19 protein-coding genes are annotated in these 22,746 nt (G+C 67.7%); 11 read left to right on the top strand and 8 right to left on the bottom strand.

Annotated elements, in window-relative coordinates; genetic code table 11:
• Positions 1–59: 59 nt before the first annotated feature.
• Complete coding sequence (locus ACPYN9_RS10000; RefSeq protein ID WP_424466169.1) at positions 60–410, top strand: winged helix-turn-helix transcriptional regulator; 351 nt, start codon at positions 60–62, stop codon at positions 408–410.
• Positions 411–462: 52 nt separating this feature from the next.
• Here the strand turns inward: ACPYN9_RS10000 and ACPYN9_RS09995 are convergent, their stop codons facing one another.
• Positions 463–1,482 carry an MDR family oxidoreductase gene (locus ACPYN9_RS09995; protein WP_424466168.1) on the bottom strand — a complete coding sequence of 340 codons (1,020 nt, stop codon included), beginning with the start codon at positions 1,480–1,482 and terminating at the stop codon, positions 463–465.
• An 87-nt stretch (positions 1,483–1,569) separates the two neighbouring features.
• Here ACPYN9_RS09995 and ACPYN9_RS09990 point away from each other — a divergent pair, with 87 nt between their 5' ends.
• Positions 1,570–2,046 (top strand): GNAT family N-acetyltransferase, encoded by a 477-nt coding sequence (locus ACPYN9_RS09990; RefSeq protein WP_424466167.1) that lies wholly within the window; start codon positions 1,570–1,572, stop codon positions 2,044–2,046.
• 110 nt (positions 2,047–2,156) lie between these two features.
• Complete coding sequence (locus ACPYN9_RS09985; RefSeq protein ID WP_424466165.1) at positions 2,157–3,512, top strand: ABC transporter substrate-binding protein; 1,356 nt, start codon at positions 2,157–2,159, stop codon at positions 3,510–3,512.
• A gap of 656 nt (positions 3,513–4,168) precedes the next feature.
• Here the strand turns inward: ACPYN9_RS09985 and ACPYN9_RS09980 are convergent.
• The 5 genes from ACPYN9_RS09980 to ACPYN9_RS09960 all read right to left on the bottom strand — a co-directional run bounded on the left by ACPYN9_RS09980 (position 4,169) and on the right by ACPYN9_RS09960 (position 9,624).
• Positions 4,169–4,981 carry an ABC transporter ATP-binding protein gene (locus ACPYN9_RS09980; RefSeq protein ID WP_424466163.1) on the bottom strand — a complete coding sequence of 271 codons (813 nt, stop codon included), beginning with the start codon at positions 4,979–4,981 and terminating at the stop codon, positions 4,169–4,171.
• On the bottom strand, positions 4,978–6,015 hold the full coding sequence (locus ACPYN9_RS09975; RefSeq protein WP_424466162.1) for an ABC transporter ATP-binding protein: 1,038 nt from the start codon (positions 6,013–6,015) through the stop codon (positions 4,978–4,980). Before ACPYN9_RS09975 ends, ACPYN9_RS09980 begins: the two co-directional genes overlap by 4 nt.
• Positions 6,008–6,988: a branched-chain amino acid ABC transporter permease gene (locus ACPYN9_RS09970; RefSeq protein WP_424466160.1), complete on the bottom strand. Its 981-nt coding sequence runs from the start codon at positions 6,986–6,988 to the stop codon at positions 6,008–6,010. Before ACPYN9_RS09970 ends, ACPYN9_RS09975 begins: the two co-directional genes overlap by 8 nt.
• A 9-nt stretch (positions 6,989–6,997) precedes the next feature.
• A complete protein-coding gene (locus ACPYN9_RS09965) occupies positions 6,998–8,359 on the bottom strand; it encodes a branched-chain amino acid ABC transporter permease (RefSeq protein WP_424466158.1) in 1,362 nt (453 codons plus the stop codon).
• 347 nt (positions 8,360–8,706) lie between these two features.
• Entirely contained in the window at positions 8,707–9,624 is a 918-nt protein-coding gene (locus tag ACPYN9_RS09960) for a rhodanese-related sulfurtransferase (protein ID WP_424466156.1), read from the bottom strand.
• A gap of 109 nt (positions 9,625–9,733) precedes the next feature.
• On the opposite strand from ACPYN9_RS09960, the gene ACPYN9_RS09955 reads away from it, so the two are divergent.
• Both ACPYN9_RS09955 and ACPYN9_RS09950 read left to right on the top strand, forming a co-directional pair.
• On the top strand, positions 9,734–10,666 hold the full coding sequence (locus ACPYN9_RS09955; protein WP_424466155.1) for a DNA-3-methyladenine glycosylase family protein: 933 nt from the start codon (positions 9,734–9,736) through the stop codon (positions 10,664–10,666).
• Positions 10,667–10,812: 146 nt separating this feature from the next.
• The gene (locus tag ACPYN9_RS09950; protein WP_424466154.1) at positions 10,813–11,235 is read left to right on the top strand and encodes an Hsp20/alpha crystallin family protein; all 423 of its coding nucleotides are present in this window, start codon (positions 10,813–10,815) and stop codon (positions 11,233–11,235) included.
• A 122-nt stretch (positions 11,236–11,357) separates the two neighbouring features.
• Here ACPYN9_RS09950 and xylB read toward each other — a convergent pair whose 3' ends face one another.
• Complete coding sequence (gene xylB, locus ACPYN9_RS09945) at positions 11,358–12,800, bottom strand: xylulokinase (RefSeq protein ID WP_424466225.1); 1,443 nt, start codon at positions 12,798–12,800, stop codon at positions 11,358–11,360.
• A gap of 203 nt (positions 12,801–13,003) precedes the next feature.
• The gene (xylA, locus tag ACPYN9_RS09940) at positions 13,004–14,200 is read right to left on the bottom strand and encodes a xylose isomerase (protein WP_424466152.1); all 1,197 of its coding nucleotides are present in this window, start codon (positions 14,198–14,200) and stop codon (positions 13,004–13,006) included.
• A gap of 127 nt (positions 14,201–14,327) precedes the next feature.
• On the opposite strand from xylA, the gene ACPYN9_RS09935 reads away from it, so the two are divergent.
• The 6 genes from ACPYN9_RS09935 to ACPYN9_RS09910 all read left to right on the top strand — a co-directional run bounded on the left by ACPYN9_RS09935 (position 14,328) and on the right by ACPYN9_RS09910 (position 22,608).
• The gene (locus tag ACPYN9_RS09935; protein WP_424466150.1) at positions 14,328–15,485 is read left to right on the top strand and encodes an ROK family protein; all 1,158 of its coding nucleotides are present in this window, start codon (positions 14,328–14,330) and stop codon (positions 15,483–15,485) included.
• A gap of 150 nt (positions 15,486–15,635) precedes the next feature.
• A complete protein-coding gene (locus ACPYN9_RS09930) occupies positions 15,636–16,919 on the top strand; it encodes an ABC transporter substrate-binding protein (RefSeq protein WP_424466148.1) in 1,284 nt (427 codons plus the stop codon).
• Positions 16,920–16,980: 61 nt separating this feature from the next.
• Positions 16,981–17,955, top strand: a complete 975-nt coding sequence (locus ACPYN9_RS09925) for a carbohydrate ABC transporter permease (protein WP_424466147.1) — start codon at positions 16,981–16,983, stop codon at positions 17,953–17,955.
• Positions 17,952–18,833, top strand: coding sequence for a carbohydrate ABC transporter permease (locus ACPYN9_RS09920; protein WP_424466145.1), 882 nt, complete (start codon positions 17,952–17,954; stop codon positions 18,831–18,833). The genes ACPYN9_RS09925 and ACPYN9_RS09920 overlap by 4 nt, the downstream gene beginning before the upstream one ends.
• Positions 18,834–18,847: 14 nt before the next feature.
• On the top strand, positions 18,848–21,196 hold the full coding sequence (yicI, locus tag ACPYN9_RS09915) for an alpha-xylosidase (RefSeq protein ID WP_424466144.1): 2,349 nt from the start codon (positions 18,848–18,850) through the stop codon (positions 21,194–21,196).
• Positions 21,193–22,608 (top strand): GH1 family beta-glucosidase, encoded by a 1,416-nt coding sequence (locus tag ACPYN9_RS09910; RefSeq protein WP_424466142.1) that lies wholly within the window; start codon positions 21,193–21,195, stop codon positions 22,606–22,608. Before yicI ends, ACPYN9_RS09910 begins: the two co-directional genes overlap by 4 nt.
• Positions 22,609–22,746 lie beyond the last annotated feature (138 nt).

Here is a 22,746-nt window from a genome sequence, read left to right as displayed (position 1 = left end):
CAGAGTCGCTATGAAAACCAGAGCGACTCTGCGCAGGTTAGCACGAGTACACTGGCGGCATGGCAGAGCAAGCGCAGGAGCACGTCAAGTCAGAGTGCGATGGTGCCGTCTCGCTCGCGTTCACGCTGCTCGGCAAGCGCTGGAACGGCATGATCATCGACGTGCTCGGCTCCCAGCCGCTCACCTTCGTCGAACTCAGGCGCGCAGTCACCGGCATCAGCGACGCCGTCCTCTCCGATCGCCTGAGCGAGCTCGCGGCCGCGGGGCTCGTGGCGCGCACCGTCAGCAACGGGCCGCCCATCTCGGTCAGCTACGAGCTCACGACCGCAGGCCAGCGGCTCATCCCGGTGCTCAAGCAGCTCGGCACCTGGGCGTCGGAGAACCTCGAGCAGGCCGCCAAGACCTGCTGACGCGCGGTCCGGCCGCGAACATCCGGTGTCGTGCAGGGCAGCCGCGGCCAGCTCAGGCGTCGCCACGAACGCGGACGACCGTGCGCCCGCGCACCTTGCCGTTGAGGATCGGCTGCGCGTACTCGAGCGCCTTCTCCAGGGCGATGACCTCCGTCATCGACTCGAGCAGCTCGCTGTCGAGCTCCAGCAGCCGGTTCCAGGCCTCCGCCCGCACCTCCACGCTCTGCACGACCGAGTTGATGCCGCGCAGCGTGACGCCGCGCAGGATGAACGGCATGACGGTCGTCGGCAGGTCGGTTCCCTGTGCCAGCCCGCACGAGGTCACGAGCCCCTCGCGCCTCGTCTGCGCGAGCACGTTCGCGAGGGTCGTCGAGCCGACGGCGTCGATCGCGCCAGCCCACCGCTCGCTCTGCAGCGGCTTGCCAGGGGCGTCCGAGAGCTCGTGCCGGTCGAGGATCTCCGAGGCGCCCAGACGCCGCAGGTAGTCGCCCTCCTGACCGCCGCGGCCCGTGGATGCGACCACCCGGTACCCGAGGCCGGACAGCAGGGCGATCGCCACGCTGCCGACGCCGCCAGCGGCGCCCGTCACGAGCACGTCCCCGTCCCCGGGCTCCACCTGCTTCTCGAGTGCGAGCACCGACAGCATCGCCGTGTAGCCGGCCGTGCCGATCGCAGCCCCGTCGACCAGCGACATCGCCTCGGGCAGGTGGATGAGCGACTCGTCGTCGACGAGGCACAGCTCCGCGAGGCCGCCGTGTCGGGTCTCGCCGAGCCCGGCGCCGTTCAGCACGACGCGGTCGCCCGGCACGAAGTTCTCGGTGCGCGACTCTCGCACCACCCCGACGACATCGATGCCGGGCACCAGCACATCCGCTCGGCTCACACCGGGCTTGCCCGCCAAAAGCAGCGCATCCTTGTAGTTGAGGCTCGAATAGGCGACATCGACCAACACCTGGCCACGCCGCAAGTGGCCATCGCCGAAGAGCTCATCGCCGAGCTCATCGAAGGCGACATCGATGCGGGGCTTCCCCGCGTCGTCGGTGGACTTCGTCGTCAGGTATCCGCGAACCATGGCGCCATCGTAGGGTGCGGTCCTCGGAGCTCCCCGGCATCCGCACACCGAACCCAGACGCACCAGCCCTCTGGCACACTGACTGGCATGATCACGGTCCGCACCTTCGCAGAACTCAGCGCAGCAGAGCTCTGGGGCATCCTCCACCTTCGCTCGAGCATCTTCGTCGTCGAGCAGGACTGCGTGTACCTCGACCCCGACGCTGCCGACTTCGCCGACGGCACCCTGCACGCCTTCATCGGAGACGACCCGCTCTACCCACACAGTTACGCGAGACTCCTCCCGCTCGGCTGGCCAGACGAGCACCTGCCGACCGAGCGGTCACGACCCATCGGGCGAGTCGTCACCGCCGAGAACGCCCGAGGGCGCGGCTACTCGGCCCAGATCATCCGCCACCTCATCGAGATCGCCGAGCGCGAGGGCCTCGGCACCTCCCTCAACGGGCAGGCGCATCTCGAGAGCTGGTACGCCAGATTCGGGTACGAGCGCTGCGGAGAGGACTTCCTCGAGGACGACATTCCGCACGTGCCGATGGTGAAATACACATCTGACCCTGACTCATGATTTACTCACTCGTAACAAGCATGAATCAGTTGGTCGCAGTGCCGCGGCTAGCTTGAGATCCGGGCGCCGCTGCGCGGCGCTCGCTCTCTGCTTACGTATAAAGGAGCACCATGAGTAACTTTGCCAAGTCGTCTCCCTCCAGGAAGGTGCGCATCACCACAGGAATCGCCGCCATGAGCGTCGGCGTCTTCATGTTGGCTGCATGCTCATCATCAGGCGACAGCGCTGGCGAGCCAGCTGCAGACGGCGACACCGCAGCCGCGGTCTGCGGCCCGGACGCGGCTGAGACCGTAACGGAGGTCTCGCCGGCCGAAGCGCCCGCCGCTCAGGAGCGCTCCGAAGCGCTCAAGATCGGTTCGCTGCTGCCGCAGACCGGAACCCTCGCCTTCCTCGGCCCGCCCGAGATCGCAGGCGTCGACCTCGCCGTCGCCGAGATCAACGCCTCGCCGTCCGGTGTGCTCGGCGGCAACATCAGCGTCGTCCACCGTGACTCGGGCGACACGTCGACCGACATCGCCACGCAGTCGGTCACCGACCTGCTGAGCCAGAACGTCTCCGCCATCGTCGGCGCCGCATCTTCGGGCGTCTCGATGACCGTCATCGACCAGATCACGGGCGCCGGCGTCGTGCAGATCTCCCCGGCCAACACCTCGGCTGAGTTCAGCACCTACGACGACAACGGCTTCTACTTCCGCACAGCCCCCTCCGACATCCTCCAGGGACGCGTCAACGGAAACACGATCGTCAACGACGGCAACGCATCCGTCGGCATCATCTACCTGAACGACGCCTACGGCTCGGGCCTCTCCGAGAGCATCACCACGGCAGTCGAGGCTGCCGGTGGCGAAGTCGTCGCCTCCGAAGCGTTCAACGAAGGCGACAGCCAGTTCTCGGCGCAGATCGACGCCGTGACGGCAGCCGACCCCGACGCGATCGCGCTCGTCGCGTTCGACCAGACGGCGACCATCGTCCCGCAGCTTATCGGCACCAAGGGCTTCCCGGCCGACAAGCTGTACATGGTCGACGGCAACATGGCCGACTACTCCGCTGACTTCGAAGAGGGCACGCTGAACTGCGCCAAGGGAACCATCCCCGGCGTCGTCGCCTCCGACGACTTCCGCGCCCGCCTGCTCGGCATCGACCCGGAGCTGAAGGACTACACGTACGGCGCTGAGTCGTACGACGCAGTCATCCTCGCCGCACTCGCGGCGCAGGCTGGCGGCGCGGCCGACCCGGCCACCATCAAGGACAACATGCAGAAGGTCTCCGCAGACGGTGAGAAGTGCACCACCTACGCAGACTGCGTCGCGCTCCTCGAAGCTGGCACCGACATCGACTACGACGGCGTCTCCGGCCCGATCTCGTTCGACGAGAACGGCGACCCGTCCGAAGCCACCATCGGCATCTACCAGTACGGCAACGGCAACACCTACTCCAACATCGGAGAAGAGGCTGGCCAGCTCTAAGCTGACACGCTGAGCGAAGGGCCCGGGATGCGCGCATCCCGGGCCCTTCCGCGTGCGCGAGCCGCGCATCCGCTCGCCCGCCCGCCCGCTCGCCCTCGCCCCCGCCTCCTCGCCTCGCTTCGCCTCGCTTCGCCTCGCTTCGCCTCGCTTCGCCGCGCTTCGCCTTGCCTGCGCTTCGCCTTGCCTGCGCTTCGCCTTGCCTGCGCTTCGCCTTGCCTGCGCTTCGCCTTGCCTGCGCTTCGCCTCGCCGGCGCCTAGCCCCGCCCCGCCTGCGCTTCGCCTCGCCGGCGCCTAGCCCCGCCCCGCCTGCGCCTAGCCCCGCCTGCGCCTAGCCCCGTCCCGCGCCGTCCCGTCTCGCCGCACCGCTGGGCCTGCTGCGTGTCAGCGCGATGCCCTCCGATTCTCCGATCGCTGCCAGCCATCCGGCCCTTTCGATGCGCTGAGAACGGCGTTTTGGCTGGCAGCGCTCAGAACTGAGTGCGGGAGAGCGGCACTATTGCTGGCAGCGATGGGCCTTCGTGGGCCTTCGCGGGGTGCGCGCAGGAGCTCGCGGCTTGCAAGCAAAAGGGCGGGGCGGCCCCAGCTTGCGCTGGAGTCCGCCCCGCCCGATCGAGTGGTGGATGCTCGTGGCTCGTGCGCCGTGCCCGGCGTCGCGGCTAGTGCGCCTCGCCTGGCGCCGCGTCCTTCGCCTGCTCGTCGGCCGCGAGCGTGCCGAGGTAGAGGGCGATGACCTTGGGGTCGTTGAGGAGCTCTCGTCCGGTGCCCGTATACGCGTCCTTGCCCTGGTCGAGCACGTAGGCGCGGTCGCAGATCTGCAGGCAGCGGCGTGCGTTCTGCTCGACCATGATGACGGAGACGCCGGCGCGGTTGATCTGACGAACGCGCAGGAACGTCTCGTCCTGGCGGACGGGCGAGAGGCCAGCGGAGGGCTCGTCGAGCAACAGCACCGACGGGTCCATCATGAGGGCGCGGGCCATGGCGACCATCTGCCGCTCGCCACCCGACAGCGAGCTCGCGCGCTGCTTGCGCCGCTTCCCGAGTTCCGGGAAGAGGCTGGCGACGAAGTCGAACCGCTCGTTGAAGACCTTGGGGCGCAGGAAGAGCCCCATCTCGAGGTTCTCTTCGATGGTCAGGGACGGGAAGACGTTGTTGTTCTGCGGGACCAGCCCGACGCCCTTCGCGACGAGCTTGTCGGCGCGCAGGCCCGTGATGTCCTCGCCCTTCAGCATGACGCTGCCGCCGCGAATCTTGATCTGCCCGAAGATGGCCTTCAGCACCGTCGACTTGCCGGCGCCGTTCGGCCCGATGATGCCGATCAGCTCACCCGGGTAGGCGTCGATCGAGCACCCGTTGAGGATGTTCACGCCGGGCAGGTAGCCGCCGACGAGGTCGACCGTCGACAGGACCGCGTCGCCCTTGGGTGCCGCCGTCGTGCCGGCAGCGGATGCGGTGGGCTGCGTCTCGCTCATTTGCTGTCACTCTCCGTCGTGCCGGACGTCGTGCCGGGCTCGGTCTCGGCCTTGGCCTCGGCGATCTCCTCGGCGATGGTGGTCGTGCCCAGCACCTCCGCCTCGTATTCGGCGGCCGCCGCGACGCCCTCTTCCTCCGCGATGCGCTCGACTTCCAGTTCCTGGATGTCGAGGTCGCCGAGGTCCTGGTCGTGGTGGGCGCCCAGGTATGCGTCGATGACGGCCTGGTCCTTCATGACCGTCTCGGGCGGACCCTCGGCGACGATCTGGCCTTCGGCCATGACGACGACCCAGTCGGAGATGTTGGTGACCATGTGCATGTCGTGCTCGACGAACAACACCGTGGTGCCGTCGTTCTTGAGCTCCTTGACGTGACCGAGGAGTGACTGCACGAGGGCCGGGTTGACGCCGGCCATGGGCTCGTCGAGCATGATGAGCTTCGGGCTACTCATGAGGGCTCGCGCCATCTCGAGCAGTTTGCGCTGTCCGCCGGAGAGGGACGCCGCGTAGTCCTCGCGCTTCGCGTCGAGCTTGAATCGCGCGAGGAGCTCGTCGGCCTTGGCCGTGATCTCCGTCTCGCGATCGCGCCAGAGCGGCTTGAACAGCGCGCGCAGCATGCCCTCCCCGCCCTGCTGGTCGGCGCCGAGCAGCATGTTGTCGAGCACTGTCATGCGTCCCAGTGACTTGGTCAGCTGGAAGGTGCGGACCATGCCGGAGCGGGCCACCTTGAAGGCGGGCACGTTCGCGAGCGAGGTGCCGTCGAACGACCACGTGCCGGTGTTTGGCTTGTCGAAGCCGGTCAGCAGGTTGAACATCGTCGTCTTACCGGCACCGTTGGGCCCGATGAGGGCCGTGATCTTGCCGCGCGGGATCTCGAGGTGCTTGACGTTGACGGCGGTGTTGCCGCCGAACTGCCTGGTGACGCCGTCGGCGATGACGATCGGGTCGACCTTCTTGCAGCCGGGGCCGACCTTGCCGTCGACGAATTCGTGGGTGGGGAGGATGCCCGTTGGTGGGCTCGTCTGCTCAGGCACTGAAGCTCAGCTCCTTCTTGTTTCCGAAGATGCCCTGGGGTCTGAAGACCACCAGCAGCATGAGCGCGATTCCGACGATGATGAAGCGGAGCTGGGCGCCCTGCGTCATGGAGAGGAAGGTGATCGCTCCCGACTCGATGAGCCCGTTGATCACGCCCTGCGTGAGGGAGAGGACCACCCAGAAGATCATGGCGCCCACGATGGGGCCGAAGATCGTCGCGGCTCCACCGAGCAGCATGATCGTCCAGATGAAGAACGTGAGGCCCGTCGTGTAGTTCGCGGGCTGCACGGCTCTCGGCAGGATGAAGATGATGCCGGCGAGCGAGCCGAGGAGACCACCGGTGATGAGGGCCTGCATCTTGTAGGCGAAGACGTTCTTGCCGAGGCTGCGCACGGCATCCTCGTCTTCGCGGATGCCGCGGACTACGCGACCCCATGGGCTACGCATGAGCGCCCACACGAGGAGCGTCGCGAGGATCACGAGGCCCCAGCCGACGATGCGGGTCCACCAGTCGTAGGCGTTGTACGTGAAGGGGCCGAAGCCGTAGGTGCCGTCTGGGATCGGGTTGATCGCGGCGAAGGTGCCCTTGAAGCCGTTGAGGCCATTTGCTGCGCCCGTAACAGGCGTGAGGCCCGTCGTGGTCACGATGTACCGCAAAATCTCGGCTGAGGCGATCGTCACGATGGCCAGGTAGTCCGCTCGAAGCCGCAGTGTCGGGACACCGAGGATGAACGAGAAGACGACCGAGACCACGATGACGCACAGCACAGCGGCCCAGAGCGGCCAGCCGAGGCTGATCGTCGGGATCGCGAACGCGTACGCGCCGAGCAGCATGTACGCGGCCTGACCGAAGTTGAGGAGGCCGGTGTAGCCGAAGTGGATTCCGAGGCCGATCGCGGCGAGCGCGTAGGCAGCGGTGGTGGGGCTGAGGAGCTCGCCGACGGCGTTGCTCAGGATGTTTGACCAGTCCATGTTCGTCTCCTAGCCGACTCGCTCGCGGCGGCCGAGAATGCCCTGGGGCCTGACGAGCAGGACCAGGATGAGGATGAGGAGCGCCGCCGCGTACTTCAGGTCGGCGGGGATGAAGAGGGTCGAGAGCTCGACGAAGATGCCGACGACGAGCGATCCGACGAGGGCGCCGTAGGCGGAGCCGAGGCCACCGAGGGTGACGGCCGCGAACATGAGCAGCAGCACCTGGAAGCCCATGTCCCACGAGGACTGGCGGTAGAGGGCGAGCATGACGCCTGCGAGGGCGGCGAGGCCGCCGGCCGTGGTCCAGACGATGCGGATGATGCGGTCGACGTTGATGCCGGATGCGCTTGCGAGCGACGGGTTGTCGGAGACCGCGCGGGTCGCCTTGCCGACGCGCGTTCGTGTGAGGAACAGACCGACGAGCACCAGCGTGACGATGGAGATGGTCATGCTCAGCAGGGAGCCGACGGTGATGCGAACCGGACCGAACTCGATCGCACCGCTCAGGCCCACCGAGCTCATCGGGAGGATCGCGCCCCCGAAGAACAGCTGGTAGACGTAGCGCAGCGCGAGGCCGAGGCCGATGCTCACGATCATGGCGGGCACGAGGCGCACACCGCGCTTGCGCAGCGGCTTCCAGAGCGCCGCGTCCTGCGCCCAGCCGAAGGCGGCACCGAGGATGACGACGATGATGATGGCCACGAAGATGTTGAGGCCCATGACAACCGCGAAGAGCCATGCCATGAGGCCGCCGAACGTGACCAGCTCGCCGTGCGAGAAGTTGTTCAGGCCAGTCGTGCCGAAGATCAGTGTGATGCCGATCGCGCCGAGTGCGATGAGGAGGCCAAAGTTGAGTCCGGCGACGAGGCGCTCGATGAGCTGCGATCCGAAGTTGCTGCTCTGTCTCGTGTCCTCGCCGAGGGCGAAGAGGCGTCCGACGTTGGTCGTCGACCACTCGTCTTCGGTGACCTGGGCGGTCGCGCCGTCCTCGTTGCGGAGGTCGACGCCGTCGGGGAGGGTCTCCGTGTCCAGCGTCACCGTGTAGTCGCCCGGGCCGGGGACGGGAACGCGCCAGCGGCCATCCTCGCCCGACTCCACCGTCTCGGTGTAGCCGCCGCCTTCGACGGTGAGCGAGACGCCCTCGACGGGCTCGCCCTCGAAGTTGAGGATGCCGCTGATCGAGTACGGCGACTCGTCGTCGACGGGCTCGGCTTCCGCGTTGGCGGGGCCGGCCATCGCGAAGACGCCGAGGAACGCGAAGAGCGCCATGGCGAGCGCCGCGAGCGTTCGGTGGGTTTGGGTGAGCCGGGAACGCCTGGCGGTCGCTGAGCGCGAACCGACTGGCGGAAGCGGACTGAGGAGAAGGGGCACGGAGTACCTCCAGTGCGAGTCGGCCTGAGCACGACGACTGAACGAGATTCTGGAACTGCTATTTCTGCAAGCGATGATTCGCCACTCTGCGAATCTACGGATGGTTTGTATCGGCAATGTTTCACTGCCGCTACACACGATAGCGGTGAGAAGCCCTGTCTGTGCGCACCGAGGTGGGTGGGGACGCAATTTTGTTCCAGGTCACCACAAATCTTGCGGCAAGACGGGTGGCGCTGTGGGCCTGCGGATGCGGCCGAAAACTTGTGAAGATCGCTTCCAGAGACCGGCGTGTCACCGACCGGAAGGTGTCTCGTCGGGGCGCAAGTTCTGCTCGGCGTCAGGCGGCGTCAGGCGGCGTCGACCGTGGCGGGTGCGCTGCCGTGTGTCGCGCAGTGCAGTTGGCGCTGGCCGCAGGTCTCGCAGGCGACGAACCGCTCGCGGCAGGATGGGTCGCTGCAGTTCTGGGTGCGGTGGGTGGGTGCCGTGCACTCCCGGCAGCGTCCGAGCTTCTCGGTGTTCGGGCCGAACTCGAGGTGCTCACGGGCGTCGAAGACCGCGAGCGACCCTTTCCAGAGCCCCTCGTCGCCGAACTGCTCGGCGTAGCGCACAATGCCGCCGTCGAGCTGGTACACCTCGCTGAAGCCCCGCTTGATCATGAGTGCCGAGAGCACCTCGCAGCGGACGCCGCCGGTGCAGTACGTGACGACGGGCTTCGACTTCAGGTCGTCGTACTTGCCTGACTCGAGTTCTGCGATGAAGTCTCGCGTGGTCCCGGTCTCGGGCACGACTGCACCCTCGAAGCGGCCGATCCGCGCCTCGATCGCGTTGCGTCCGTCGAAGAAGACGACGTCTTCGCGTTCCTCGACGAGCGCATGCAGCTCCTCTGGGGCGAGGTGCGTGCCCCCGCCCACGACGCCGTTGGCGTCGACCTCCAGCTCTCCTGGTGCACCGAAGCTCACGATCTCGTCGCGCACCTTCACGCTGAGGCGCGGGAAGTCGAGGCTCTGTCCGCGCTCGTCGAGCCCCGTCCCCTCGGACCACTTGTAGTCGGCATCTTTGAACGCGGGGTACTCGCGTGTGGTGCGCACGTAGCGCTTGAGCGCGTTCAGCTCACCGCCGAGCGTGCCGTTGATCCCGTCCTTCGAGATCAGGATGCGCCCCCGGAGTCCCAGCGACGCCGCGAGGTCGCGCTGCCAGAGGCGGATCGCCTCCGGGTCGGCGAGGGGCGCGAACGCGTAGTAGAGGACGATCTTGGGAACAGCCATGGTGCGATTTTACGAGCCGAGCCGAGCCGAGCCGAGCCGAGCCGTTCCGGTGAGCGCGGTCGCGGGTCCACGTGGTGCCGTTGTCGGAGGTGGTGCCTACGCTGGTGTTATGCCAGATCGGGTCATGTCGCTCTATCGGCCGGTGCAGCCGGTCGATGTGCTGCAGACGCTGTCGCCGCTCATGCGCGGCAGGCGTGACCCGACCTGCTGGGTGCATCCCGTGTCGCGCGACGTGTGGCGCACTTCGCACGCGCTCGCGGGCGGTGCGACGACGGTCTTCCGGCAGGCGCGGGAGGGCATCCGCATCGTCTCGTGGGGCGAGGCGGCCGAGATCGCTGTTGATGAAGCCCCTGCGCTCCTCGGGCGTGACGACGACTGGGGCGAGTTGCGCCTGGATGCGCTCCCCGAGCTGGCCGAGGTGCGGCGGCTGAACGAGGGCCTCCGCCTTCCGAAGACCGGGGCGGTGTTTGAGGCGCTGAGCGCCGCGATCATCGAGCAGAAGATCACTGGCCTCGAGGCGCATCGAGCGTGGGACATCCTGCACCGCGACTACGCAGACGCGGCTCCTGGGCCGGTCGGTCTGGTGCCGCGCCACTTACGGCTCCCGCTGCGCCCCGAGCAGTGGCGGCGCATTCCGAGCTGGGACTGGCATCGCGCGGGTGTCGATCATTCGCGCACGGGCACGGTGATTCGTGCGGCGACCGTGGCCTCCGCGTTGGAGCGAGCGTCAAGCCTGCCGACCGGCTCCGAGGAGCCCCTGCGGCGTCTTCGGTCGATCGTTGGCGTTGGGGTGTGGACGGCCAACGAGACCGTGCAGCGCTCGCACGGCGACCCTGACGCCCCGAGCTTCAGCGACTATCACATCCCGAACATGGTCGGGTGGGCGCTTGCGGGCTGCGACGTCGATGACGACGGGATGCGCGAGCTCTTGGAGCCATGGCGTGGGCACCGTGAGCGGGTTGTGCGGCTCATCAAGCTCGCGGGCAATCCGCGGCCGAAGCACGGTCCGCGGATGACGGTGCAGGACCATCGTTTCCACTGAGGGCACCCCGTTCGCCCTGGGCTGACGGGCTTCTCAGCGAATTTTCTGGCACTCGCTTGTGGTGAGTGCTAATTTCCTTTCTACGGAAGTTGACAACGGTCGACTCAAGTTCAATGCACATTGTGCATGCAAGGAAGGGAAACGACATGGCACGCGTCTTCGATCCGTTCCAGGAAATGGAACGACTTTTCCAAGGAGCACCGAACAGCCCGCGTTCGATGCCCATCGACCTCTACCGTGAGGCCGACCACTACATCCTCACCGCCGACCTGCCGGGCATCGACCCCAGCTCGATCGACGTCGACCTCGACGGCCAGCAGCTCACGATCCGGGCTGAGCGCAGCACCACAAACGCCGAGGGCGCGAAGTGGCTCGTGAAGGAGCGCAGCGGCGGCAGCTACCTCCGGCAGTTCACACTCGGCCAGGGGCTCGACACCGAGCGCATCGCGGCCAGCTACGAGCACGGCGTGCTCACGGTCACCGTCCCGGTGAGCGAGCGCGCGAAGCCTCGCAAGATCGAGGTCGAATCCGGCACGAAGGTGGAGACGGTCGAGACCATCCAGGCCTAGGTCCTGGGGTCGGCCGGGACGAGGTCGAGCCTGGGCTCGACACTGCTTCGGCCGGTCTCGGTTACACAGAGGAGGGCGGTGCGCCTGCGCACCGCCCTCCTCTGCGTCTCTGCGTCTCTGCTTCAGACGGCGCGCAGTCCGGTGCCGCGCTCTTCGCTGTCGCGCGTGAGCTGGGCTGCGGCGGCGTACCTGGCGCGCAGCTGCGCGTCGGGGTTCGGCTCGAGGCGGGCGATCGTCTCGACGGGCCACTCCGGGCGCTGACCGGTCGCGATCCAGGCGGCTTGACGGGCGGCTCCGTCGGCGACGTATTCGCCGGGTGCTGGAATCTCGACCGGCACGTCGAACAGCGTTGGTGCGACCGCTCGCACTCCCTCGCTGAGGGCGGCGCCGCCGATGAGCATGACGCGTTTTGCCTCGACGCCGAGGGCGCGGTGTGCGTCGAGTGCCTGGGCGAGGCTGCCGAGCATGCCTTCGACGGCCGCGCGGGCGAGGTTCTCGCGAGTGAAGGATGCGCGGGTCATGCCCAGCAGCGATGCGGTCGCGTCTGGCAGGTCCGGGGTGCGCTCGCCGTCGAGGTAGGGCACGAAGGCGAGGCCGTCCGAGCCGACCGGGGCTGAGGCTGCGAGGTGGCCGAACTGCTCGTGGTCGACGCCGAGCACGGCTGCGGTCGTGTCGATGACCCGGGCGGCGTTGAGGGTTGCCGACAAGGGCAGGTATTCGCCGGTTGCGTCCGCGAACCCTGCGAGTCCGCCGTTCGGGTCGACGACCGGGCGTTCGGCGACCGAGAACACGGTGCCTGAGGTGCCGATGGAGACGACCACGTCGCCTGCGCGGGCGCCTAGACCGAGTGCTGCACCGGCGTTGTCGCCCGCGCCGCTGGCGACGAGCGCGCCGGCCGGGGTGGTCCCGGCGACCTCGGAGGGGCCGAGCACTCGGGGCAGGATGACGTCGTGGCCGAGTGCCGCGACGAGCAGCTCGCGGTCGTACTCGCCGGTGTACGGCGACCAGTACCCGGTTCCGGATGCGTCGGAGCGGTCGGTGGTGAGCTTCGTGAGGTCGGGGCCGAGGGGGCTCTCGTCTGCGGGCCCGTAGCCGAGGAGGCGCCAGGTCAGCCAGTCGTGGGGCAGCGCGACGGCGGCCACGCGGGCGGCGTTCTCCGGTTCCGCGTCGCGCAGCCAGCGGAGCTTCGTGATGGTGAAGGAGGCGACCGGAACGAGGCCGGTGCGCTCGACGAGCTTCTCTTGGCCGAACTCGGCGATGAGGTCGCGGGCGGCGCCAGCGCTTCTCGTGTCGTTCCAGAGGAGGGCGTCGCGGACGACGCGGCCGTCGGCGTCGAGCGCCACCATGCCGTGCTGCTGTCCGGCGACGGAGATCGCGGCGACGTCGTCGAGCCCTCCCGCGGCCGCGGTCGCGGCTTCGAGGGCCGACCACCAGTGCGCTGGGTCGATCTCCGTGCCAGGGAGGTGGGCGGCGCGCCCTTGCCGGATGAGCTCGCCCGATTCCGCGGCGCGGATGACGAGCTTGCAGCTCTGCGTACTCGAGTCGAAGCCGGCGACGAGCATGATGGTCTGCTTTCTGTAGAGCGGGCGCTGTGGTGCGGTTGGGTGGTCGGGGTCAGTCCCACCGGGCGGCGGGCCTGGCGGTGCCGGGTGACGTTGGGGATGCACGACAGAGCTGGGGCGGATGCGCGTGCGTCGTGGGACGCGCGTGCATCCGCCGCAGCTCTGCGCGGGGGACGGGGGAGGCCGTCGTGCGGGTCTCGGGGTGGTTAGCCGCGGGCGCCCATGAGGTGCTCAAGTGCCAGCTGCTGCAGGCGCACGAAGCCGAAGCCCTTGCCGTTGAAGTACGCGTTGGCGTCGAAGTCCTCGAATGCCGAGCGGTCGGCGAGGAAGTCGTCGTACGTCTCGCCCTCGCCGAGCGTGTTCGTGGAGAGCTCGTCGACGCGCGAGGCGGCGAGTGCCTCCTGCACCTCGGGGTCGGCGCGGAACGCGGCGGCGCGCTCCTTGAGGAGCAGGTAGGTGCGCATGTTGGCCGCTGCCGACTCCCACACGCCCTTCTCGTCCTCGGTGCGGGAGGGCTTGTAGTCGAAGTGGCGCGGGCCCGTGTAGGTCTGGCCGCCGTCGGGGCCGCCGTTCTCGAGCAGGTCGACGAGCGCGAACGCGTTCTGCAGGTCGCCGTGACCGAACACGAGGTCCTGGTCGTACTTGATGCCGCGCTGGCCGTTGAGGTCGATGTGGAAGAGCTTGCCCTGGTAGAGCGCCTGCGCGATGCCCGCGGCGAAGTTGAGCCCGGCCATCTGCTCGTGCCCGACCTCGGGGTTCACGCCGACGAGCTCGGGGCGCTCGAGGGTCTCGATGAAGGCGAGTGCGTGGCCGACCGTGGGGAGCAGGATGTCGCCGCGGGGCTCGTTCGGCTTCGGCTCGATCGCGAAGCGGATGTTGTAGCCCTTGTCGGTGACGTAGTCGCCGAGCAGGTTCACGGCTTCACGGTAGCGCTCGAGCGCCTGGCGGATGTCCTTCGCGGAGTCGTACTCGGCGCCCTCGCGGCCGCCCCACATGACGAACGTCTCGGCGCCGAGCGAGGCTGCGAGGTCGAGGTTGCGGAGCACCTTGCGCAGCGCGAAGCGGCGCACGTCGCGGTCGTTGGAGGTGAAGCCGCCGTCCTTGAAGACGGGGGCCGAGAAGAGGTTCGTGGTGACCATGGGAACGACGAGGCCCGTCGCATCCAGCGCACCGCGGAGGCGCGAGATCTGCGAGTCGCGCACCTCGTCGGTCGAGCCGAAGGGGAACAGGTCGTCGTCGTGGAAGGTGAGTCCGTAGGCCCCGAGCTCGGCGAGCTTCTCGACCACGTGCACGACGTCGAGGTCGGCGCGCGTCGGGCCGCCGAACGGGTCGGTCCCGTTGTAGCCGACGGTCCACAGACCAAAGGAGAACTTGTCGGCGGGGGTGGGGGCTGGCGTGGACATGGTCCTCCTAGTTCGACATTGAACGCAAAAATGTTGCGTTGACCAACATATATGAGATCACGCCGGGTCGCCAGCCTGGATGTGCGCGCGATGTCGGCTGCGCTCGGAGCGGGGCTATGCTCGCGCAATGAGCGACGCGACTCCCGCCTCCTTCGAGCCCTGGCCTGAACTCGGTGAGACGCAGGGCGTCATCCTGCTCGAACTGCTGCTCCGCGGGCCTCGCTCGAGAGCGCGGCTGGCTGAGGCTGCGGGGCTCTCGCGCACGAGCCTCACGCGCATCGCCCGCGAACTCATCGACGCCGGACTCCTCGGAGAGGGCGAGATCCAGGCCTCGGGCCACCGAGGCAGGCCGTCGGAGAGCCTCTTCCTGCGCCCTGAACGCGCGCACTTCGTCGGCGTCAAGCTCACGGGCGAGGCCGCGTACGTGGTCGTCACTGACCTCACGGCACAGGTCGTCCGAAAGGCCTCGGCGCCGCTGCCGAATCGGTCGGTGGATGCGGTGGTCGCGCTGGTCGCGCGCCTCGTGGGGGACGTGACGGCGGACTCGCAGCTCGCGGTGGCGATCGGAGTTGGGGTCGCCGGCGATGTCTCGAACGTGGGCGGGGTCGAGGTCCTGCATCGGTCGAACTTCCTCGGCTGGGACGGGATCGCACTATCGCGGCTCATCTCGGAGGCCACGGGTCTGCCCACGTCGATGTCGAACGACGTGCACGCGCTCGCGGCGTCCCTGCACTGGTTCGGCGGGCTCGGCACGCATCGTTCGCTCGTCGTGTACGGGCTCGGGGCCGGTATCGGCAGCGGCCTCGTCGTCGCCAACGACACCGCGCCCGGCGCGCATGGGAGGGCCGGGCGCATCGGCCACAGCCGCATGGCGGGGCGCGGCGTGACGTGCGCGAAGGGGCACCAGGACTGCATCCACAGCTTCGTGACCATGCCCGCGATCGAGGTGAACGCGGGCGTCGGACCCGGCGAGTACCCGGTGGCGCTCGAGCGTGCGGCGCGGGGCGACGAACAGGCGATGGCGGCGTTCCGCAGCGCGGCGTTCGCCCTCGGGGTCGCGGTTGCCGACTCGGTCAACACCGTCGACCCGGAGATCGTCGCGATCATGGGCGAGGGGTGTCACATGCTCGACCTGGCGCACGACGAGTTCGTATCCGGCGCCACCGAGTACCTCGAGCAGGTCGACTTCTCGCAGGTGCGGATCGAGCGGCCGACGTTCCATTTCGACAACTACGCGCAGGGGGCTGCGGTCGTCGCCATCCGAGGATTGCTCACTCGCACCTAATTTGTTTCGCTGCTTGACAAAAACATTCGCATCGACTCAGACTGTTGCCCGACGGACCCGACGCAAGCATCCGTCACGTCAGTTCGGACGGCTGACGTCACTTCGTCGGCGTGGCCGACGTGTCTGCAGGACGAACAAGGGAGTTCACTCGTGCGTAAGAAATGGGTCGCCGCGGCGATGATCGCGGCCAGCAGCCTCGCCCTGGCGGGCTGCAGTCCAAGCGCTCCGGAAGGCGACGGGGTGCTGACCCTCTGGCACTTCGAAGCCGAGAACAGCGCCATGGGCATCGCCTGGGACGAAGCCATCAAGATCTTCGAGGAAGAGACCGGTGCGACGGTCGAGTTCGAGGAGAAGAGCTTCGAGCAGATCCGACAGACGGCCAGCCAGGTGCTCAACTCTGACCAGGCTCCAGACATCCTCGAATACACCAAGGGCAACGCGACGGCCGGGCTGCTCGCCAGCCAGGGCCTGCTCACGCCGATCACCGAATCCGTCGAGGAGTACGGCTGGGCCGACAAGCTGGCCCCAGCGCTCCAGACGACGGCGCGCTACAGCGAAGACGGCGTCATGGGCTCCGGCGAATGGTACGGCGTGCCCAACTATGGCGAGTTCGTGACCGTCTACTACAACAAGGCGGCGTTCGCCGAGCAGGGCATCGAGGTGCCCACCACCATGGACGAGTTCGAGGGCGCCCTCAAGACCTTCAGCGACGCCGGCATCACGCCGCTCGCGCAGGCCGGGCTCGAGTACCCGCTCGGCCAGCTCTGGTACCAGTTCGTGCTCCAGGAGTCCGACCGCGACTTCGTCAACGACTACCAGCTCTACGAAGGCGAGGTCGACTGGCAGAGCGAGGCCATGAAGGCCGCGACCGACAAGATCGTCGAGTACGTCGACGCCGGCTACATCTCCCCGAACGCCTCCGGCCTCAAGGCCGAGGATGCGGGAGTGTCGTTCATCAACGGCGACGCGCCGATCTTCGTCTCCGGCAGCTGGTGGTACGGACGCTTCGTCGACGAGATTTCCGGCTTCGACTGGGGCATCGTCCCGTTCCCCGAGACCGAGCTGAGCCTCGGCTCCGCGGGCAACATGTGGGTCGTGCCTGCGGCGGCCGGCGACCCTGACCTCGCCATGAAGTTCATCGAGATCACGATGCGCCCCGAGATCCAGGCGATCATCGGCAACAACGGTGGCCTCCCCGTCGCGGCCGAGGTCGATGACATCACCGACCCGAAGAGCCAGGAACTGATCTCCGCCTTCAACGACATCAACGAGAAGGACGGGCTGGCCTTCTACCCAGACTGGCCGACGCCCACCTTCTACGACGAGCTCGTCGCGCAGCTCCAGGAACTCGTGAACAAGACGAAGACCTCCGACGAGGTGCTCGACAGCCTCGGCCAGTCGTACGACTCCTACGCGGTCGACTTCCGCGAGTAATCAGATGCGGGCCGGGGCGCCACCCGCGCCCCGGCCCGCGGATTCTGAAAGAGAACTCACCATGGCTCAGCTTCAGCTTGCGAAGAAACGAACGCGCGGGGCGCTTCCCGCCGACGTCAGCTCCTTCCCGGAGCGCGGCGCATCACGGTGGGGCTGGTGGCTGTACCTGATTCCGTGCGCCCTGCTCCTCATCGTCGTCATCGTCGTCCCACTCTTCTGGAACGTCTACCTCAGCTTCACCGAATACCGCGGCATCCGGCCTCCCGAGTTCATCGGGCTCGAGAACTGGGTGAAACTGTTCGGCGACTCCGCGTTCTGGGCGTCGTTCCGCAACACCATCGCGATGATCGTCGCCATGGTCATCGTCCCGACTGCGCTCGGGCTGCTTGTTGCCGTCGTGCTCTTCGACGTCGTCGGCAAGAAGTTCGGCGGGCGCATCGCGAGCTTCCTCCGCGCGACCTACTACCTGCCGCAGATCCTGCCCATGGCCATCGCGGGCATCGTGATCGGCTGGATCCTGCGCCCGGAGAACGGGGCGCTCAACGTCATGCTCGAGTCCGTGGGGCTGGGGGCGCTCGCCAGCAACTGGCTCGGGAGCCCCGACACGGCGCTGCTCAGCATCATGCTCGTGCTGGTCTGGGTGCAGCTCGGCTACCCCATCGTGATCTTCATGGCGGCGCTCCAGCGCGTCGACCCCGAGCTGTACGAGGCCGCCGAGCTCGACGGGGCCGGCTGGTGGGACCGGTTCACCGCCATCACGCTCGGGCAGATCCGCCCAGAGGTGTTCGTCGTGACCCTCACGTGCACGATCGCGGCGCTCAAGGTCTTCGGGCCCATCTACGTGCTGACCCGAGGCGGCCCGGGCACGAGCACGCTCGTACCGAGCTACTACGCGTACAGCGAGTTCTTCCAGTCACAGCAGGTCGGCTACGGCGCAACGATCGCCACCGCCCTCACCATCGTCATCGCCATCGTCGCGATCTTCTTCATCAGGGCGCAGACCTCGGTGGAGCGGAAGGAGCGTGCAGGACTATGACCACAGAAGCAGCCTCCAAGCAGCGGACCCCTCGTCGCCCCAGGTCCAAGTACCTCGCACCCAACGGCAAGGACTGGATCGCGATCACCCTCACGGTGATCGGCGGGCTCATCATCGTCTTCCCGTTCCTCCTCATCCTGCTCAACTCGTTCAAGTCGCCGAGCGACTACAGCGCAGGCGGCCCGCTCGCCTTCCCCTCCTCCCTCTACTTCGACGGCATTGTCGCGTTCTGGGAGCGCACGAACTTCCCGCAGAAGCTGTGGAACTCCATCTGGATCTCCGGCACCGTCGCGGTCGCGGCCGTGCTCATCTCCTTCTTGAACGCGTACGCGATCGGGGTGGGGCGCGTGCGGGGACGGATGTGGATCATCGTCGCGTTCCTCTTCGCGAACCTGCTGCCGCAGGAAGCGCTCCTCTACCCGCTCTACAACATGTTCAAAGCGGTCGGCCTCTACGACAACCCGTGGAGCGTCGTCATCATCTTCACCGTCATCCAGAGCGCCTTCGGCACCTACCTGCTCGCATCCGTGCTCGGCACCTTCCCGAAGGAGATCCTCGAGGCCGCCGCGCTCGACGGGGCCAGCCGCTGGACGGTGCTGTGGCGAGTGGTGTTCCCCATCAGCATGCCCACCCTGAGCGTGCTCATCATCTTCTTCTTCATCTGGACCTGGAACGAGTTCCTCATCCCGCTGACGTTCCTCGTCAGCAACGCGTCGCAGACCGTGCCCGTCGCGGTCAGCGTCCTCCAGGGCGACCGAATGATGGACGTCACCACGACCAGCGCATCCGCCCTGCTCGGCGTCATCCCGACGCTCATCTTCTTCCTCATCTTCCAACGCACGCTGACGCGCGGTATCACCGCGGGCGCAGTCAAGTAGTCCGAAAGGCAACCATGAAGTTCACCGACGGGTTCTGGCAGATCCGCCCAGGAGTCGAGGTCCTGTACGCGCAGGAGGCGTACGACATCGAGAGGTCGCACGACGGAGCGGCCCTGCAGATCACGGCCCCCACGAAGGCCATCGGCACGCGAGGCGACACGCTGAACAGGCCAGTGCTGACCGTCTCGATCCACTCGCCCCTCCCGGACGTCATCGGGGTGACGATTGAGCACCACCAGGGCGGGAGGCCCCCGCTCGGTTTCTCGCTCCCCGGCGCCACCAGCGGACACGCGAAGGTCGACCTCGACGAGCTCGAGGGCACGCTGACCTCGGGAAGCCTGACGCTGCGCGCGACCCGCGGCGCGCCGTGGTCGCTGTCCTTCGAGTCGGAGGGCCGCGTGCTCACCAGCAGCGGGCACCGTTCCGTCGGCTACGCCGGCCTGCAGCGCGACGCGCAGGTCGACCCGGGGGTCGTCGGCCCGCCCAGGTCAGGCATGGCGCTGCCGCTCGCCGAGAACTACCTGCACGAGCAGCTCTCGCTCGACGTCGGCGAGGTCATCTACGGCCTCGGCGAGCGGTTCGGGCCGCTCGTCAAAAACGGGCAGACCGTCGACGTCTGGAACGCCGACGGCGGGACGTCGAGCGAGCAGGCCTACAAGAACGTGCCGTTCTACCTGAGCAGTCGTGGATACGGCGTGCTCGTCGACAACGCGGGTCACGTCAGCTTCGAGGTGGGGTCGGAGGCCGTCGAGCGGGTCCAATTCTCGGTGCCAGGCGAGCGCCTCACCTACTACGTCATCGGCGGCGGCAGCCCCGAGGCGGTGCTCGAGCGCTACACGCAGCTCGTCGGCAGGCCCGCGAAAGTGCCGGCCTGGTCGTACGGGCTCTGGCTCTCGACGAGCTTCACGACCGACTACGAGGAGTCGACGGTCAACGAGTTCATCGACGCGATGACCGAGCGCGAGCTTCCCCTGAGCGTGTTCCACTTCGACTGCTTCTGGATGCGCGAGTTCAACTGGTCCGACTTCACCTGGGATGCGCGCACGTTCCCGGAGCCCGAGCGGATGCTCGCGAGGCTGCACGAGAAGGACCTGCGCGTCAGCGTCTGGATCAACCCGTACATCGGGCAACGCTCCCACCTCTTCGCCGAGGCCAAGGAGCGCGGGTTCCTCGTGCGCAAGCCGAACGGCGATGTCTGGCAGTGGGACAAGTGGCAGGCAGGCATGGCGCTGGTGGACTTCACCAACCGCGAGGCGACCGCCTGGTACCAGGACAAGCTGCGCGGGCTCATCGAACAGGGGGTCGACTGCTTCAAGACCGACTTCGGCGAGCGCATCCCCGTGGACGTCGTGTACGCGGACGGGTCCGACCCGGTCGGCATGCACAACTACTACACGCAGCTCTACAACGAGGCCGTCTTCGAAGTGCTCGAGGAGGCCCGCGGCGAGGGTGACGCGGTGCTCTTCGCCCGCTCGGCCACCGTCGGCGGCCAGCGCCTCCCCGTGCACTGGGGCGGCGACTCCACCTCGAGCTACGTGTCGATGGCCGAGACGCTCCGCGGAGGCCTGTCGCTCGCGCTCAGCGGCTTCGGGTTTTGGAGCCACGACATCGGCGGCTTCGAGGGCATGCCGGATGCGGGTGTCTTCAAGCGGTGGGTGGCCTTTGGCCTCCTCAGCAGCCACTCGCGGCTGCACGGCTCCAGCTCCTACCGGGTGCCGTGGGTCTTCGACGAAGCCGACGGGCTCGACGAGTCGGACCCCCAGAGTGCCGTCTCCGTGCTCCGCTCGTTCACGCACCTGAAGCTGCAACTCATGCCCTACCTCTACGCGGCCGGCCTGGATGCACACGAGCGGGGCATCCCGATCATGCGCGCCATGGCGCTCGCGTTCCCGGACGACCCGAGTTGCGCGTATCTCGAGCGCCAGTACCTCCTCGGCGAACACCTCCTGGTCGCGCCGGTCTTCTCCGCCGACGGCGAGGTCGAGTTCTACCTGCCAGCCGGCCGCTGGACCTCACTGCTCGACGGCAGCACCGTCGACGGCGGCGCCTGGCGCCGGGAGCGTCACGGCTTCGACAGCCTGCCCCTCTACGTCAGGGAGGGCGCCGTCATCGCACGGCACGACCGAGTCGACCGCCCCGACCACGACTACCTGGACGGAGCCGTCCTCTCGGCCTACCCGAGTGCCGTCGAGACGACGACCCGCGTCACCGTGCGCACGCCGGGCGGGGCGAGCGCCGCCTTCGACGTCTCCTGGGACGCCGACGAGGTGACGGCGACCGGGCCGAACGACACTCCGTGGTCGCTGGAGGTTGCCGGCACCCGAGTCGCCGCAAGCGGCGGGGCGGCGAGGATCGCCCGATGACAAGCACCCTCGCCACCTTCCCGTCCGACTTCGTCCTCGGCGCGGCGACCGCCTCCTTCCAGATCGAGGGTGCCGCCGCCGAAGACGGACGCGGGCCCTCGATCTGGGACACGTTCAGCCGCACACCGGGCAAGACCTGGAACGGCGACACCGGCGACGTCGCAGCAGACCACTACCACCGCCTCGAATCCGACCTCGACCTCATGGCTGAGCTCGGGCTCGACGCGTACCGGTTCTCCATCGCCTGGCCGCGAATCCAGCCGCAGGGATCGGGACGCGTCGAGCCGCGAGGCCTGGCCTTCTACGACCGCCTTGTCGATGGCCTGCTCGAGCGCGGCATCCGCCCCATCGCGACGCTCTACCACTGGGACCTGCCGCAGGCCCTCGAAGACGCGAACGGGTGGGTCAACCGGGAGACCGCCTTCCGCTTCGAGGAGTACGCGCACCTCACGGCTTCCCATCTCGGCGACCGCGTGCACACGTGGACGACGCTCAACGAGCCGTGGTGCTCCGCCTACCTCGGCTACGGCTCCGGCGCGCACGCGCCAGGCCGGACCGACGGCGCGGAGGCGCTCGCGGCGGTGCACCACCTGAATCTCGCCCACGGGCTCGCGGTCTCCGCCATTCGCAGCGCCGCGAGTAACGAGCCAGAGGTGTCCGTCACGCTCAACTTCCACGTCCCGCGTGGCGACGATGCGGAGGCGAAGCGGAGGGTGGATGCGCTCGCGAACCGGGCGTTCACGTCGCCCATGCTGCTCGGCCGTTACGACGACGACCTGCTGCGCGACACCGCATCCGTCACCGACTGGTCGTTCGTCGAAGACGGCGACCTCGCGCGCATCCACCAGCCCATCGACTTCCTCGGCGTCAACTACTACTCGACCGTCACCGTCCGCACCTGGGACGGCGTGAGCGACCGAGTCAAGAACGACGGACACAAGGACATGGGTGGCTCGCCGTGGCCTGGCAGCACCGACATCGACTTCCTCCCACAGCCCGGCCCGTACACCGACATGGGGTGGAACATCGCACCTGATGCGCTCGAGGACCTGCTCGTATCGCTCAGCGAGCAGTTCCCCGACCTCCCGCTCATGATCACGGAGAACGGGGCCGCCTTCGCGGACACGGTCTCCGTCGACGGCGACAAGAAGTCGGTCGACGACCCCGACCGCGTCGACTACCTGCGCCGCCACTTCGCGGCCGCAGCGCGAGCGATGGCGCGCGGTGTCGACCTGCGCGGCTACCTCGTGTGGTCGCTCATGGACAACTTCGAATGGGGGTACGGCTACTCGAAGCGATTCGGCATCGTGTTCGTCGATTACGAGACGCAGGAGCGAATCATCAAGGGAAGCGGTCGCTGGCTCGCCGACCTCATCGAACACCGACAAATTGACGAGCTCAGTGGTGAATAAGTTGGAGGAGACAACCAAGGACTGACGTGGATCTGGCGGGCACGCGCACGGGACGTGCCCGCCAGTCAGGAACAGGATGGTCGCAGTTCGGTCACGAAATTCTCTGAACGAGTCGCGCGGGCACCCAAGTGGGTATAT

Source organism: Pseudoclavibacter helvolus (assembly GCF_049707175.1).
In the GTDB taxonomy this organism is placed as follows: domain Bacteria; phylum Actinomycetota; class Actinomycetes; order Actinomycetales; family Microbacteriaceae; genus Pseudoclavibacter; species Pseudoclavibacter helvolus_A.
Note: the sequence above shows the minus strand (reverse complement) of the source record. Positions and strands in the feature narration are given on the sequence as shown.

Coding starts and splice junctions, on each gene's coding strand:
- ACPYN9_RS10000 (WP_424466169.1), top strand. CDS start 60: ATGGCAGAGCAAGCGCAGGAGCACGTCAAGTCAGAGTGCGATGGTGCC.
- ACPYN9_RS09995 (WP_424466168.1), bottom strand. CDS start 1,482: ATGGTTCGCGGATACCTGACGACGAAGTCCACCGACGACGCGGGGAAG.
- ACPYN9_RS09990 (WP_424466167.1), top strand. CDS start 1,570: ATGATCACGGTCCGCACCTTCGCAGAACTCAGCGCAGCAGAGCTCTGG.
- ACPYN9_RS09985 (WP_424466165.1), top strand. CDS start 2,157: ATGAGTAACTTTGCCAAGTCGTCTCCCTCCAGGAAGGTGCGCATCACC.
- ACPYN9_RS09980 (WP_424466163.1), bottom strand. CDS start 4,981: ATGAGCGAGACGCAGCCCACCGCATCCGCTGCCGGCACGACGGCGGCA.
- ACPYN9_RS09970 (WP_424466160.1), bottom strand. CDS start 6,988: ATGGACTGGTCAAACATCCTGAGCAACGCCGTCGGCGAGCTCCTCAGC.
- ACPYN9_RS09960 (WP_424466156.1), bottom strand. CDS start 9,624: ATGGCTGTTCCCAAGATCGTCCTCTACTACGCGTTCGCGCCCCTCGCC.
- ACPYN9_RS09955 (WP_424466155.1), top strand. CDS start 9,734: ATGCCAGATCGGGTCATGTCGCTCTATCGGCCGGTGCAGCCGGTCGAT.
- ACPYN9_RS09950 (WP_424466154.1), top strand. CDS start 10,813: ATGGCACGCGTCTTCGATCCGTTCCAGGAAATGGAACGACTTTTCCAA.
- xylA (WP_424466152.1), bottom strand. CDS start 14,200: ATGTCCACGCCAGCCCCCACCCCCGCCGACAAGTTCTCCTTTGGTCTG.
- ACPYN9_RS09935 (WP_424466150.1), top strand. CDS start 14,328: ATGAGCGACGCGACTCCCGCCTCCTTCGAGCCCTGGCCTGAACTCGGT.
- ACPYN9_RS09925 (WP_424466147.1), top strand. CDS start 16,981: ATGGCTCAGCTTCAGCTTGCGAAGAAACGAACGCGCGGGGCGCTTCCC.
- ACPYN9_RS09920 (WP_424466145.1), top strand. CDS start 17,952: ATGACCACAGAAGCAGCCTCCAAGCAGCGGACCCCTCGTCGCCCCAGG.
- yicI (WP_424466144.1), top strand. CDS start 18,848: ATGAAGTTCACCGACGGGTTCTGGCAGATCCGCCCAGGAGTCGAGGTC.
- ACPYN9_RS09910 (WP_424466142.1), top strand. CDS start 21,193: ATGACAAGCACCCTCGCCACCTTCCCGTCCGACTTCGTCCTCGGCGCG.